We start from the raw sequence: 14,151 nt of genomic DNA on the forward strand, positions 1-14,151 counted from the left end.
ATTCCAGGCAATTCGGTAAACTGGCGAAAACCCCGTAGGACGGCCTCGCGTCCTGGAGAATTGCGTTGGTCAGGGACCGGCTAGGAGCCTGGTGCCGCTGGCCTGCCGCTTTTGGCGGCGTTCGCGACTATAGCAGCAATGATTAAGTGCTTCAATTCCATAAAAAATTGTTATGATCCCGCCATGACGACCAATACCCCTCCGACTTCCGGCGTTCAGCTGATCGAAGTCGCGCCGGAGCTTGCCGGCCAACGCATCGACAATTTCCTCATCACGGCCCTCAAGGGCGTGCCCAAGACCTTGGTGTACCGCATCCTGCGCAAGGGTGAAGTACGGGTCAACAAGGGTCGCGTCAAGCCGGAGTACAAGATCCAGGCCGGCGACATCGTGCGGGTACCGCCCGTCCGCCTGCCGGAACGTGACGAGCCGGCGCCGGTAGCCCAGGGCCTGTTGCAGCGCCTGGAAGCGGCCATCGTCTACGAAGACAAGGCGCTGATCGTGATGAACAAGCCGGCCGGCATCGCCGTGCATGGCGGCAGCGGCCTGAGCTTCGGTGTGATCGAGGCGCTGCGCCAGTTGCGCCCGGACGCCAAGGAACTGGAACTGGTGCACCGCCTGGACCGCGACACCTCCGGCCTGCTGATGATCGCCAAGAAACGCAGCATGCTGCGCCACCTGCACGCCGCGCTGCGCGGCGACGGTGTCGACAAGCGCTACATGGCGCTGGTGCGCGGCCACTGGCCGACCTCGAAGAAGCAGGTCAACGCGCCGTTGCTCAAGAGCAACCTGCGCTCCGGCGAGCGCATGGTCGAGGTGAACGACGAGGGCAAGGAGGCGCTGACCCTGTTCCGTGTGCTGCGTCGCTTCGGCGAGTTCGCCACCATTGTCGAGGCGCGCCCGATCACCGGTCGTACCCACCAGATCCGTGTGCACACCCTGCATGCCGGGCATATGATCGCTGGCGACAGCAAGTACGGCGACGAAGACTTCAGTCGTGAAATTCGTGACTTGGGCGGCAAGCGTCTGTTCCTGCATGCTTATGCGCTGACCGTACCGCTGCCGGACGGTGGCGAGCTGAAGCTCGAGGCGCCAGTGGATGAAGTCTGGGCGAAAACCGTTGAACGTCTGAGTGCGTCCTGACCTATGAAAAAAGGCTATGAGCTACTGATCTTCGACTGGGACGGCACGCTGGCCGACTCGATCGGGCGTATCGTCGAAGCCATGAACGCCGCCGCCGAGCGTGCCGGTGAGGCGCAAAGCAGCGAGGACGCGGTCAAGGGCATTATCGGCCTGGCCCTGGGCGAGGCGATCCACACCCTGTACCCGCACCTGGCGCCTGCTCAGGTCGAAAGCTTCCGTCAGCACTATGCCGATATCTACATGGCCCTGGACCAGCAGCCCTCGCCGCTGTTCGAGGGCGTGGTCGAGTCGCTGGATGCCTTCCGTGCCGAGGGTTACCGCCTGGCGGTGGCCACCGGCAAGGCGCGTCGCGGGCTGGACCGGGTGCTCAAGGCCAATGGCTGGGAGCAGTTCTTCGACATCACTCGCGCCGCCGACGAGACCCGCGGCAAGCCGCACCCGCGGATGCTCGAGGAAATTCTCGGTCATTGCGGTGTCGAACCGGGGCGTGCGCTGATGGTTGGCGATTCGGCATTCGACCTGCAGATGGCCAGCAATGCCGGCATGCATTCGGTGGCCGTGGGCTATGGTGCCATGTCGCTGCAGGCGCTGGCCGAGTTTGGTCCGCAGGTGTGCATCGATCATTTTTCCCAGTTGCGTGAGTGGCTGGGTGGTTCCGCAATTCCATTTCCAAGGTAGGTAAGCATGGCAGACGAATGGAAAGCCCCCGAGGCCGAGCCCGAGGAGCGCGAAGAGCGCAAGAGCTGGAAGCTGTTGGAAAAGACCCTGCTGGCAGGTGTTCAGGAGCAGCGCCGGGCGCGACGCTGGGGGATCTTCTTCAAGTTGCTGGCCTTCGTCTACCTGTTCGGCATCCTGGCCTTGTTCACGCCGCTGATGGACATGGACAAGACAGCGTCACGCAGCGTCAGTCATACCGCGCTGGTCGAGGTACGCGGGGTTATTGCCGACCAGGAGCCGGCCAGCGCCGACAATATCGTCAAGAGCCTGCGCGAGGCGTTCAAGGACGGCAAGACCAAGGCTGTGGTGATGCGCATCAACAGCCCGGGAGGCAGCCCGGTGCAGTCGGGTTACGTGTATGACGAAATCCGCCGTCTGCGGGCCGAATACCCGGCCATCAAGCTGTATGCGGTCATCGCCGACCTTGGTGCTTCCGGTGCCTACTACATCGCCAGTGCGGCGGACGAGATCTATGCCGACAAGGCCAGCCTGGTGGGGTCGATTGGTGTGACGGCGGCCGGTTATGGCTTTGTCGGCACCATGGAGAAGCTGGGTGTGGAGCGGCGTACCTACACTGCAGGCGAGCACAAGGCCTTCCTCGATCCGTTCTCGCCGCAGAAGCCGGAAGAGACCGAGTTCTGGCAGGGTGTGCTGAATACCACGCACCAGCAGTTCATTGCCATGGTCAAGCAGGGGCGGGGCGAACGCCTGAAGGACAAGGAGCATCCAGAGCTGTTCAGTGGCCTGGTCTGGTCGGGCGAGCAGGCCAAGGAGTTGGGCCTGGTGGACGGGCTGGGCAGTGCCAGCTATGTGGCGCGCGAGATCGTGGGCGAGAAGGAACTTGTGGACTTCACCGTGCAGGAGTCGGCGCTCGATCGCTTCTCCAAGCGTGTGGGGGCCAGTGTGGCTGAGCGCCTGGCGATGTGGATGGGGTTCCAGGGGCCGCAGTTGCGCTGATCCGGGTTGCCGGGGGCGCTTTGCGCCCCTTCGCGGGCATGCCCGCTCCCGCGGGGATCGTGCAAAGCCCGCAGGTAGCGACACGCCTGTGGGAGCGGGCGTGCCCGCGAAGGGCCGCAGCGCGGCCCCAAAATCTCAGGGAATCACCACCCCTTCCTTGGTCAACATATCCACCAATCTAATCAGTGGCAGCCCGATCAGGCTGGTCGCATCGCACCCGTGCGTGCTCTGGAACAGACTCACTCCCAGTCCCTCGGCCTTGAAACTGCCGGCGCAGTCCAGCGGCTGTTCCGCCGCCACATAGCGTTCCACTCGCTCCCGGTCCAGTTCGCGCAGGGTCACGGTAAACGGTACGCAGTCCACCTGGCAGTGCCCGGTAACGCTGTTCAGCAATGCCAGCCCGGTCAGGAAGCTCACCTGCTGCCCGCTGCACTCCAGCAATTGCTCGCAGGCCCGCTCGAAGGTGTGCGGCTTGCCCAGTACCTGCTCGCCCAGCACCGCAACCTGGTCCGAGCCGATGATCAGGTGCCCCGGGTGGCTGCCCGCCAGGGCCTCGGCTTTTTGCCTGGCCAGCCGGCGCACCAGCTCCACCGCCGGTTCGTCATCCAGGCGCCGCTCGTCTATATCGGGGCTTGCCCAGGTGAAGGGCAGGCGCAGGCGCGCAAGCAGTTCGCGGCGGTAGGCAGAGCTGGAAGCCAGTAACAGAGGAAGCATGGTAGACTCCTGAATCAGTTGAACAAATTCTATCACGCACGATGCCGCCGAATTTCCTTTGACAGGGGCGGGGGGCATCCCTAGAATGCTGCGCCTATGTTGAATGACCCGATTCCACCTCACGTTGACCCGCGCAAATTAGCCGATCGTGGCGTAACTCTTAACGGTTCGCTGCAACTCGCTGATTTGGAAAGACTCTGCGACCCGCTTTCCGACAATGTCGGTACGGTGCAGGCGAAGTTCGATTTTGAACGAGATGAACAGCACGTGGTGGTTATCCACAGCGAGCTGGACGTCGAGGTCAAGATGGTTTGCCAGCGTTGTCTTGAGCTGGTCACCCTGCCGATCCACAGCGAATGTACATACGCCGTGGTGAAGGAGGGTGCGAATACCCAGTCGTTGCCGAAAGGCTATGACGTGCTGGAACTGGGCGAAGATCCTTTGGATCTGCAGGCATTGATCGAGGAGGAGCTTCTGCTCGCCTTGCCAATCGTGCCTGCTCATCATCCGGAAGAATGCCAGCAGCCGGCGGGCGCAGACGAGCCCGAATCGAGCAAGGACGAGGTATCGCGGTCCAACCCGTTCAGTGTTTTGGCGCAGTTAAAGCGTGACCCAAACGTTTAGGAGTTAATCAATTATGGCTGTTCAGCAGAACAAAAAATCCCGCTCTGCCCGTGACATGCGCCGTTCGCACGACGCCCTGTCGGAAAACGCGCTGTCGGTAGAGAAAACCACCGGTGAAGTACACCTGCGTCACCACGTATCGCCAGAAGGCGTATACCGTGGTCGCAAAGTGGTCGATAAGGGCGCTGACGAGTAATCCTTGTCCGCTCAGATCATCGCGATCGACGCAATGGGCGGGGACTTCGGTCCCCGCAGCATTGTCCAGGCTAGCATTGCCTGCCTTTCGGCTACCCCCTCGCTGCACCTGACCCTCGTCGGTCAACCCTCCCTCCTTGAAGATCTTGTCAGCGGCCTTGCGGCTGCGGATCGCGCGCGCCTGCAAATCGTGGCCGCCAGCGAGGTGGTCGGCATGGACGAGCGGCCATCCCAGGCGCTGCGCGGCAAGCCGGACTCGTCGATGCGCATCGCCCTCGAACTGGTGCGCGACGGCAAGGCCCAGGCCTGCGTCAGCGCCGGCAATACCGGGGCGCTGATGGCGCTCTCGCGTTTCGTGCTCAAGACACTGCCGGGTATCGACCGGCCGGCCATGGTGGCGGCGATCCCGACCCAGACCGGTTACTGCCAGTTGCTCGACCTTGGCGCCAACGTCGACTGCAGCGCCGAGAACCTCTACCAGTTCGCCGTGATGGGCTCGGTGGCCGCCCAGGCCCTGGGTGTGCAGCGGCCGCGCGTGGCACTGCTGAACATCGGTACCGAGGACATCAAGGGCAACCAGCAGGTCAAGCTGGCGGCCAGCCTGTTGCAGAACGCCCGCGGGCTCAACTACATAGGCTTCGTCGAAGGTGACGGGTTGTATCGCGGTGAGGCCGATGTGGTGGTGTGCGACGGGTTCGTCGGCAATATCCTGCTCAAGTCGAGCGAGGGGCTGGCGACGATGATCGGCGCGCGCATCGAGCAGTTGTTCAAGGGTGGCGTGTTGTCGCGGGCAGCCGGGGCCGTGGCCATGCCGCTGCTCAAGCGCCTGCAGGCCGACCTGGCACCGGCGCGGCACAATGGCGCGAGTTTCCTGGGGTTGCAGGGCATCGTCATCAAGAGCCATGGCTCGGCGGGGGTGCAGGGCTTCCAGAGTGCCATCCAGCGGGCGTTGATCGAGATCCAGGAAAACCTGCCGCAGCGCTTGCATGGGCGGCTGGAAGATTTGCTGTTGTAGCCTGTGCCGGCCTCTTCGCGGGTAAACCCGCTCCCACAGGTGCCCCACAACCTTCAGGCCTGTGGTAACCCTGTGGGAGCGGGTTTACCCGCGAAAGGGCCGGTGCTGAAGGAATAAAGACCTTAGGCATATCGCCGCTGAAGTGCTTAAATGTGACCGCTTGGTCTGCGTATCCATCCAAGCTTTCAGATTCCGCGCCTGGCCCAAAGCCCGGCGCACCCTATCCGACGACAAGATCATAAGGGCTTGTTCAATGTCTGCATCTCTCGCATTCGTCTTTCCCGGTCAAGGTTCCCAGTCGCTGGGCATGCTCGCCGAGCTCGGCGCCGAGAAGCCAGTGATCATCGAAACCTTCAAGGAAGCGTCCGAGGCACTCGGTTACGACCTGTGGAAGCTGGTCCAGGAAGGCCCGGAAGAACAACTCAACCAGACCGACAAGACCCAGCCGGCCATCCTCACCGCGTCCATCGCGCTGTGGCGCCTGTGGCTGGAAGAGGGCGGTGCCAGGCCGGCCTTCGTCTCCGGTCACAGCCTGGGTGAATACAGCGCCCTGGTTGCCGCCGGCAGCCTGAGCCTGAAAGATGCCGTGCGCCTGGTCGAGCGCCGTGGCCAGCTGATGCAGGAAGCCGTGCCGGCCGGTCATGGCGCCATGGCCGCCATTCTCGGCCTGGATGACGCCGTGGTCGTGGAAATCTGCGCCGAAGCGGCCGAAGACCAGGTGGTCAGCGCGGTCAACTTCAACTCGCCAGGCCAGGTGGTCATCGCCGGCAACAAGGCCGCCGTCGATCGCGCCATCGAGCTGTGCAAGGCCAAGGGTGCCAAACGCGCCCTGCCGCTGGCGGTCAGCGTGCCGTCGCACTGCGCGCTGATGAAGCCGGCTGCCGAGCGCTTTGCCGAGTCGGTCAACGCCATCGAGTGGCACGCCCCGCAAATCCCCGTGGTGCAGAACGTCACCGCTGCCGTTGCCGCTGACCTCGATGCCCTCAAGCACGACCTGCTGGCGCAGCTGTACCAGCCAGTGCGCTGGGTCGAATGCGTGCAGACCCTGGCCGCTAACGGTGCGGTCAACCTGGTCGAGTGCGGCCCGGGCAAGGTCCTGGCCGGCCTGAACAAGCGTTGCGCCGATGGCGTGACCACCTACAACCTCAATACCCCTGACGCCGTCGCCGCCACTCGCGCGGCACTGGCCTGATTTGGAGAAGCTTGCATGAGCCTGCAAGGTAAAGTTGCACTGGTCACCGGCGCCAGCCGTGGCATTGGCCAGGCCATCGCCCTCGAGCTGGGCCGCCAGGGCGCGACCGTGATCGGCACCGCCACTTCGGCCTCCGGCGCCGAGCGCATTGCTGCCACCCTGAAAGAACACGGCATCACCGGTACTGGCATGGAACTGAACGTGACCAGCGCCGAATCGGTTGAAGCTGTGCTGGCCGCCATCGGCGAGCAGTTCGGCGCACCGGCCATCCTGGTCAACAACGCCGGTATCACCCGTGACAACCTCATGCTGCGCATGAAGGACGACGAGTGGTTCGACGTGATCGATACCAACCTGAACAGCCTCTACCGTCTGTCCAAGGGCGTGCTGCGTGGCATGACCAAGGCACGTTGGGGCCGTATCATCAGCATCGGCTCGGTCGTCGGTGCCATGGGCAACGCCGGCCAGGCCAACTACGCGGCCGCCAAGGCCGGGCTGGAAGGCTTCAGCCGCGCCCTGGCGCGTGAAGTGGGCTCGCGTGGCATCACCGTCAACTCGGTGACCCCGGGCTTCATCGACACCGACATGACCCGCGAGCTGCCAGAAGCGCAGCGCGAAGCCCTGCAGACCCAGATCCCGCTGGGCCGCCTGGGCCAGGCAGACGAAATCGCCAAGGTGGTTTCGTTCCTGGCATCCGACGGCGCAGCCTACGTAACCGGCGCCACCGTGCCGGTCAACGGCGGGATGTACATGTAACACTGCAACTCAATGTGACGGATTTCGTAAAAAAAGAGTCATACTGCGAGCCTAAAATCCGTTATAAAGCTGCAACCAGATTCCAGGCAGCGGGTGTGGTGACTGGTGTGAAGGTGCGTTTAGCTTGAAAAGCGAACGTCTTTCTATAAAATTAGCCACCGGCCAGCTGCCTGACATATATCCATTAGGAGTAAACCTAGGTATGAGCAACATCGAAGAACGCGTCAAGAAAATCGTCGCCGAGCAACTGGGCGTCAAGGAAGAGGAAGTGACTCTCGAGAAGTCCTTCGTCGATGACCTGGGTGCCGATTCGCTTGACACCGTTGAGCTGGTGATGGCTCTGGAAGAGGAATTCGAGACCGAAATCCCTGACGAAGAAGCCGAGAAGATCACTACCGTTCAAGCTGCTGTAGACTACGTCAAAGCCCACCAGGCCTAAGACGCTGTAGTCGACGCTTCTTGTCGGGAAAAACCGCACTGCCTTTGCCGGCGTGCGGTTTTTTCTTTGCGAGCACCCTGCGTTTTGCAGATCGGGCTCGTTCACCGGGTACCAAGAGCTTGTTGCCATTTCATTCCATTGCTTGAATGCAATGGCAAGAAACTCTGTCATTAGAAAAGGAGAGTACTGTGTCGCGTAGACGCGTCGTGGTCACCGGTATGGGTATGCTGTCGCCACTGGGTACTGATGTACCGAGCACCTGGCAGGGCATTCTGGCTGGCCGCAGTGGCATCGGTCCGATCGAACACACGGACCTGTCTGCCTACTCCACCCGTTTTGGCGGCTCGGTGAAAGGCTTCGAGGTCGAGCAATACCTGTCGGCCAAAGAGGCCCGCAAGCTCGACCTGTTCATCCAGTACGGCCTGGCGGCCGGGTTCCAGGCAGTGCGTAATGCCGGCCTGGAAGTCACCGACGCCAACCGCCAGCGTATTGGCGTGGCCATGGGCTCGGGTATCGGCGGCCTGACCAACATCGAAGAAACCAGCCGCACCCTGCACGATTCGGGGCCGCGTCGCATTTCGCCGTTCTTCGTGCCTGGCTCGATCATCAACATGATCTCCGGCTTCCTGTCGATCCACCTGGGGCTGCAAGGGCCGAACTACGCCATCGCCACCGCGTGCACCACTGGTACCCACTGCATCGGCATGGCCGCGCGCAACATCGCCTACGGTGAAGCCGACGTGATGATCGCCGGCGGCGCCGAAATGGCCGCCTGCGGCCTGGGCATGGGCGGCTTCGGTGCCTCCCGTGCACTGTCCACTCGCAACGACGAGCCGACCCGGGCCAGCCGCCCGTGGGACAAGGGCCGTGACGGCTTCGTGCTGTCCGACGGTGCCGGTGCCCTGGTGCTCGAAGAGCTGGAGCACGCCAAGGCCCGCGGCGCGACCATCTATGCCGAGCTTGTCGGCTTCGGCATGAGCGGTGACGCCTACCACATGACTTCGCCACCCGACACCGGTGAAGGCGCTGCCCGCTGCATGGCCAACGCCCTGCGTGATGCCGGCATCCAGCCGGAAGAGGTCAGCTACATCAACGCCCATGGCACCTCGACCCCTGCTGGCGACGTGGCCGAAGTGGCGGCGATCAAGCGTGTGTTCGGTGAGCATGCCTACAAGCTGGCGGTCAGCTCGACCAAGTCGATGACCGGCCACCTGCTGGGCGCCGCCGGTGCCGTGGAAGCGATCTTCAGCGTGCTGGCGATCAACAGCCAGATGGCTCCGCCCACCATCAACCTGGACGAGCCGGACGAAGGCTGCGACCTCGACTTCGTACCGCACCAGGCGCGTAGCATGCCGATCGATGTGGTGCTGTCCAACTCGTTCGGCTTTGGCGGCACCAACGGTTCGCTGGTATTCCGCCGGTTCGCCGATTGATGCAAAGCTGGATCGATGGCCAGCCGGCGGCTGCAGTCAACCTGCAGAACCGCGGCCTGGCCTACGGCGATGGACTGTTCGAGACCATCGCCGTGCGCGGCGGCCGGCCCAGCTTGCTGGACGGCCACCTCGCACGCCTGGCGCTGGGCTGCCAGCGCCTGGCAATCAGTGCCGACCTGGCGCTGGTGCGCGACGAACTCCTGCGCTATGCCAGCCAACTCGGTGATGGCGTAGCCAAACTCATCCTTACTCGTGGTGACAGCCAGCGCGGTTACGCACCGGTTGCCGGTGCCGTGCCGCGCCGTATTCTGCAGGGCAGCCCGTTGCCCAGCTATCCTGTCGAACATGCCGAGCACGGCGTGCGCCTGTTCCCGTGCCAGACCCGGCTTGGGGAACAACCGCTGCTGGCCGGCCTCAAACACCTCAACCGCCTGGAGCAGGTGCTGGCCCGTGCCGAATGGCAGGACAGCGAACATGCCGAAGGCCTGATGCGTGATGGGCAGGGCAGGGTGATCGAAGGGGTGTACAGCAATCTGTTCCTGGTGCGCGATGGCGTGCTGTTCACGGCCGACCTCAGCCGCTGTGGCGTCGCTGGCGTGATGCGGGCCGCGTTGCTGGAACAAGCAGCGCTGCTGGGCATCCCGGTGCAGGTCTGCGACCTGCCGTTCGACGCGCTGGAGCAGGCAGATGAAGTATTTGTCTGCAACAGCGTCTACGGTGTCTGGCCCGTGCGTGGCGTTGCCGCGCTAAACTGGTCGCCGGGCCCGCTCACCCGTAAACTGCAGGCCGTTGCCCGTACGTTACTGGAAACCTGAATTCGTGAGACGTAAATTCCTGCTGCTGCTGGAAATGGGCTTGATCCTCGCCGGCCTTGCCGTGGGCTGGTCGGCCTGGAAGGTCAACTCGGTCCTGGAGCAGCCCCTGCACGTGACGCAGGAGCGCCTGCTCGACGTGCCCAATGGCACCACCCCCAATCGCATGTTCTATCGCATGCAGAACGAAGGGTTGCTCGACGACGCCGTCTGGTTGCGTCTGTACTGGCGCTTCAACATGGCCGGCACCCCGCTGCACACTGGCGAGTACCGCCTGACCCCCGGCATGACCGTGGAGCAGCTGTTCGATGCCTGGCGTCGGGCCGACGTGGTGCAGTACAACCTGACCCTGGTCGAAGGCTGGACCTTCCGCCAGGTGCGCTCGGCCGTGGCCAAGCATGAAAAGATCAAGCACACGCTGGATGGGCTGTCCGATTCGGAAGTGATGGACAAGCTCGGCCATACCGGTGTGTTCCCCGAGGGGCGCTTCTTCCCGGACACCTACCGCTTCGTGCGTGGCATGAGCGACGTCGAGTTGCTGCAGCAGGCCTATATGCGCCTGGACGAAGTGCTGGCCAAGGAGTGGGCCGAGCGCACCACCGACCTGCCATACCGTGACCCGTACCAGGCGCTGATCATGGCCTCGCTGGTAGAGAAGGAGACCGGCATTCCCCAGGAGCGCGGGCAGATCGCCGGCGTTTTCGTGCGGCGCCTGCGCCTGGGCATGATGCTGCAGACCGACCCTACGGTGATCTACGGCATGGGTGAGCGCTACAACGGCAAGATCACCCGCGCCGACCTGCGCGAGCCGACGCCTTACAACACCTACACCATCACCGGCCTGCCGCCGACCCCGATCGCCATGGTCGGTCGCGAAGCGATTCACGCGGCGCTCAACCCGTCCGATGGCACCAGCCTGTACTTCGTCGCCCGTGGCGATGGCAGCCACGTGTTTTCCGACGACCTCGACGACCACAACTCGGCGGTGCGCGAGTTCCAGCTCAAGCGCCGTGCGGACTACCGCTCCAGCCCCGCGCCGCAATCGCAGCCAGAGCCACAACCACAACCACAACCCCAACCACAACCAAGTACCGACGAGGCCGAACAGCCCCAGGCGCCTGCCGACGAGTCTACCGCGCAGCCAGCGCCCGACCAGCCGTCTGTGCAGGACGCCCCTGCCGGCGGCGCGCAAGCGGCCGAACGGCCGATGCCTGACGAACAACATTAAGGACTGCCTGTGAGCGGCTTGTTTATTACTTTGGAAGGCCCCGAAGGCGCGGGCAAGAGCACCAACCGCGACTACCTGGCTGCGCGCCTGCGCGAGCAGGGCCTGGACGTGGTGCTGACCCGTGAGCCCGGCGGCACGCCGCTGGCCGAAAAGGTGCGCGAGCTGCTGCTGGCGCCCAGCGATGAAAGCATGGCGGCTGACACCGAACTGTTGCTGGTGTTCGCTGCGCGTGCCCAGCACCTGGCGCAGGTGATCCGGCCGGCGCTGGCCCGCGGGGCGGTTGTCTTGTGTGACAGGTTTACCGATGCCACTTACGCCTACCAGGGCGGCGGGCGCGGTTTGTCGGTCGAGCGGATCGCCACCCTGGAGCAATTCGTTCAGGGCGACCTGCGCCCGGACCTGACCCTGGTCTTCGACCTGCCGGTCGAAGTGGGCCTGGCTCGCGCCGCCGCCCGTGGCCGCCTGGACCGTTTCGAGCAGGAAGGCCAGGCGTTCTTCGAAGCGGTGCGCCAGGCCTACCTGCAGCGCGCCAACCGCGAACCACAGCGCTATACACTGCTTGATGCCGCCCAGCCTCTGGAGGCCGTGCAGCGCTCCATCGATGCGTTGCTACCAGGCATCGTGGAGCGTTGCCGTGGCTGAGGCCTATCCCTGGCAGCAGGCACTCTGGCAACAATTGGCTGGCCGCAGCCAGCACGCTCACGCCTACCTGCTGCATGGGCCGCAGGGTATCGGCAAGCGGGCCCTGGCCGAGCGTCTGATGGCCCGCCTGCTGTGCCAGCAGCCCCAGGGCCTGGAGGCCTGTGGCGCGTGCAAGTCCTGCTTGCTGCTCAAGGCCGGTAGCCACCCGGACAACTTCGTCCTCGAGCCCGAAGAAGCCGATAAGCCGATCAAGGTCGACCAGGTGCGCGAGTTGGTGGCCTTCGTGGTGCAGACCGCGCAGTTGGGTGGGCGCAAGGTGGTACTGATCGAGCCGGTGGAAGCGATGAACGTCAACGCCTCCAACGCCCTGCTCAAAAGCCTCGAAGAACCCTCCGGCGATACCGTGTTGCTGCTGGTCACCCACCAGCCCAGCCGCCTGTTGCCGACCATCAAGAGCCGGTGCCAGCAGGTCGCCTGCCCGCAGCCCAGCCTGGCTCAGAGCCAGGCCTGGCTGGCCGGCGCGCTGCCTGACAGTGACGAGGCCGAGCGCGACGAGTTGCTGACCCTGGCTGCCGGTTCGCCGCTGATGGCGGTCAGCTTGCAGGCGCAAGGCGTGCGCGAGCAGCGCGCGCTGGTCACCGACGGGGTGAAGAAGCTGCTCAAGCAGCAGCAATCGCCCAGCCAGCTGGCCGATGCCTGGAACGGTGTACCGCTGTTGCTGCTGTTCGACTGGTTCTGCGATTGGGCGCACTTGATCCTGCGCTACCAATTGACCCAGGACGAGGAGGGGCTAGGCTTGGCCGATATGCGCAAGGTGGTGCAGTACCTGGCGCAGAAGAGCCGCCAGGCCAAGGTGCTGGAGGTGCAGGCATGGATCCTGGAACAGCGCCAGAAGGTGCTGGGCAAGGCCAACCTCAACCGCGCCCTGCTGCTTGAATCGCTGCTGGCCCACTGGCTGCAGTTGCCGGGCGCCCGCTGATTTTCATTTTTTCATGTGTGTCGTTATCCCATGCTCGTAGATTCCCATTGCCATCTCGACCGTCTAGACCTGAGCGCCCACCAGGGCTCCCTCGATGCTGCCCTGCAGGCGGCGCGTGAGCGCGGGGTCGGGCATTTCCTGTGTATTGGCGTCAGTGCCGAGAATGCTGGTGCGGTGAAGGCGCTGAGCGAGCGCTACGCCGATGTCGATTGCTCGGTGGGAGTGCACCCGCTGGACCTGGCGCCGGGCGAAACTCCGGCGCTGGAATGGCTGCTGCGCGAACTGGCTCACCCACATGTGGTGGCGATTGGTGAAACCGGGCTGGATTACCACTACGAGCCGGAAGCAGCCGAGTTGCAGCAAGCCTCGTTCCGCCTGCACCTGGAGGCCTCGCGGCAGACCGGCAAGCCGGTGATCGTGCATACCCGTGCGGCGCGTGCCGATACCCTGGCGCTGCTGCGCGAGGCCAACCTGCCGCAGGCCGGCGTGCTGCACTGCTTCACCGAAGACTGGGACATGGCCAAGGCGGCGCTGGACCTGGGGTATTACATTTCGTTGTCTGGCATCGTTACCTTCCGCAATGCCGATGCCCTGCGTGAAGTGGCGCGGCAGGTGCCGGTCGATCGTTTGCTGGTGGAGACGGATTCGCCGTACCTGGCGCCGATCCCGCATCGGGGCAAGCCGAATTTGCCGCAGTACGTGCGTGAGGTGGCGGAGTACGTGGCTTCGTTGCGCGGGGCCAGTTATGAGCAGTTGGCCGAACAGACCACTGCCAACTTCAAGCGCTTGTTCCCGTTGGCGCGGGTGGCCTGACAGCAACTCTTCAAAATACAAAGCCTGAGCGCTCTTGCTCTTGCTTCAGCTTTTGCTTTTAAGCGCGCGATAGTTCAGGCGCCGCCGATTGCGACTTCAGGAGGCCGAGCGAAGGGATTGCGGAGGGAGGTGACGGGCATGGATGCCCGTCAAGCGCTGAGGCCCCATGGATGGGGCCTGCAGCGCGTCCTCCCGGGAGCAAGCCCGTAGCGAGGGGACCCCGGAGCGCAGCGCAGGGGCCGGATGATGGGAGCCGACGGTTTTTGGTTCCTTTTTGCCACGACAAAAAAGGACCCGCCGTAAGGGCGGAAAGGTGACTTTGCGCCACCATCGCGAATGAATGCCTACTCGATGTGAATGCCCGTATCCAAAAAGCAAAAAGCAAAAAGCAAAAAGCAAAAAGCTTAAGCGACGGTTTTGATATGGCGAACAGTCCGTTTGCGATGGCGACGCTGACTCACCTTTTCGCCCTTACGGCGAGTCACTTTTTGCCAA

The 14,151-nt window shown here is 63.6% G+C and carries 16 protein-coding genes; 15 read left to right on the plus strand and 1 reads right to left on the minus strand.

Annotated elements, in window-relative coordinates; all coding sequences use genetic code 11:
* Window positions 1–183: 183 nt before the first annotated feature.
* Genes rluC through sppA form a run of 3 tightly spaced genes read left to right on the plus strand, consistent with a single transcriptional unit; the run spans window position 184 to window position 2,814 of the window.
* Complete coding sequence (gene rluC, locus CAG34_RS11825) at window positions 184–1,140, plus strand: 23S rRNA pseudouridine(955/2504/2580) synthase RluC (RefSeq protein ID WP_025338212.1); 957 nt, start codon at window positions 184–186, stop codon at window positions 1,138–1,140.
* Between the two features lie 3 nt (window positions 1,141–1,143).
* Window positions 1,144–1,818, plus strand: coding sequence for an HAD family hydrolase (locus tag CAG34_RS11830; RefSeq protein ID WP_085590137.1), 675 nt, complete (start codon window positions 1,144–1,146; stop codon window positions 1,816–1,818).
* Between the two features lie 6 nt (window positions 1,819–1,824).
* The gene (gene sppA, locus CAG34_RS11835; protein WP_085590139.1) at window positions 1,825–2,814 is read left to right on the plus strand and encodes a signal peptide peptidase SppA; all 990 of its coding nucleotides are present in this window, start codon (window positions 1,825–1,827) and stop codon (window positions 2,812–2,814) included.
* Between the two features lie 135 nt (window positions 2,815–2,949).
* Here the strand turns inward: sppA and CAG34_RS11840 are convergent, their stop codons facing one another.
* Window positions 2,950–3,528 carry a nucleoside triphosphate pyrophosphatase gene (locus CAG34_RS11840; protein ID WP_085590141.1) on the minus strand — a complete coding sequence of 193 codons (579 nt, stop codon included), beginning with the start codon at window positions 3,526–3,528 and terminating at the stop codon, window positions 2,950–2,952.
* Between the two features lie 96 nt (window positions 3,529–3,624).
* On the opposite strand from CAG34_RS11840, the gene CAG34_RS11845 reads away from it, so the two are divergent.
* The 12 genes from CAG34_RS11845 (at window position 3,625) to CAG34_RS11900 (ending at window position 13,656) form a co-directional block, all read left to right on the plus strand.
* Window positions 3,625–4,152 carry a YceD family protein gene (locus CAG34_RS11845; RefSeq protein ID WP_012313431.1) on the plus strand — a complete coding sequence of 176 codons (528 nt, stop codon included), beginning with the start codon at window positions 3,625–3,627 and terminating at the stop codon, window positions 4,150–4,152.
* A 13-nt stretch (window positions 4,153–4,165) separates the two neighbouring features.
* Entirely contained in the window at window positions 4,166–4,348 is a 183-nt protein-coding gene (gene rpmF, locus CAG34_RS11850) for a 50S ribosomal protein L32 (RefSeq protein ID WP_003247154.1), read from the plus strand.
* A gap of 3 nt (window positions 4,349–4,351) precedes the next feature.
* A complete protein-coding gene (plsX, locus tag CAG34_RS11855; RefSeq protein ID WP_075044133.1) occupies window positions 4,352–5,362 on the plus strand; it encodes a phosphate acyltransferase PlsX in 1,011 nt (336 codons plus the stop codon).
* A 253-nt stretch (window positions 5,363–5,615) separates the two neighbouring features.
* A complete protein-coding gene (gene fabD, locus CAG34_RS11860) occupies window positions 5,616–6,554 on the plus strand; it encodes an ACP S-malonyltransferase (protein WP_023661404.1) in 939 nt (312 codons plus the stop codon).
* Window positions 6,555–6,569: 15 nt separating this feature from the next.
* Entirely contained in the window at window positions 6,570–7,310 is a 741-nt protein-coding gene (gene fabG, locus CAG34_RS11865; protein ID WP_003247160.1) for a 3-oxoacyl-ACP reductase FabG, read from the plus strand.
* A 202-nt stretch (window positions 7,311–7,512) separates the two neighbouring features.
* The gene (acpP, locus tag CAG34_RS11870) at window positions 7,513–7,749 is read left to right on the plus strand and encodes an acyl carrier protein (RefSeq protein ID WP_016715141.1); all 237 of its coding nucleotides are present in this window, start codon (window positions 7,513–7,515) and stop codon (window positions 7,747–7,749) included.
* A 188-nt stretch (window positions 7,750–7,937) separates the two neighbouring features.
* A complete protein-coding gene (gene fabF / locus CAG34_RS11875; RefSeq protein ID WP_025338216.1) occupies window positions 7,938–9,182 on the plus strand; it encodes a beta-ketoacyl-ACP synthase II in 1,245 nt (414 codons plus the stop codon).
* A complete protein-coding gene (gene pabC / locus CAG34_RS11880; RefSeq protein ID WP_085590143.1) occupies window positions 9,182–9,997 on the plus strand; it encodes an aminodeoxychorismate lyase in 816 nt (271 codons plus the stop codon). Before fabF ends, pabC begins: the two co-directional genes overlap by 1 nt.
* 4 nt (window positions 9,998–10,001) lie before the next feature.
* Window positions 10,002–11,222 (plus strand): endolytic transglycosylase MltG, encoded by a 1,221-nt coding sequence (gene mltG / locus CAG34_RS11885; RefSeq protein WP_085590145.1) that lies wholly within the window; start codon window positions 10,002–10,004, stop codon window positions 11,220–11,222.
* 9 nt (window positions 11,223–11,231) lie between these two features.
* Complete coding sequence (gene tmk / locus CAG34_RS11890; RefSeq protein ID WP_085590147.1) at window positions 11,232–11,864, plus strand: dTMP kinase; 633 nt, start codon at window positions 11,232–11,234, stop codon at window positions 11,862–11,864.
* On the plus strand, window positions 11,857–12,843 hold the full coding sequence (locus CAG34_RS11895; RefSeq protein ID WP_025338220.1) for a DNA polymerase III subunit delta': 987 nt from the start codon (window positions 11,857–11,859) through the stop codon (window positions 12,841–12,843). The genes tmk and CAG34_RS11895 overlap by 8 nt, the downstream gene beginning before the upstream one ends.
* A 30-nt stretch (window positions 12,844–12,873) precedes the next feature.
* Complete coding sequence (locus tag CAG34_RS11900; RefSeq protein WP_046616993.1) at window positions 12,874–13,656, plus strand: TatD family hydrolase; 783 nt, start codon at window positions 12,874–12,876, stop codon at window positions 13,654–13,656.
* Window positions 13,657–14,151: the final 495 nt, after the last annotated feature.

Origin of the sequence: Pseudomonas sp. B14(2017) (assembly GCF_002113255.1) — a bacterium.
In the GTDB taxonomy this organism is placed as follows: domain Bacteria; phylum Pseudomonadota; class Gammaproteobacteria; order Pseudomonadales; family Pseudomonadaceae; genus Aquipseudomonas; species Aquipseudomonas putida_Z.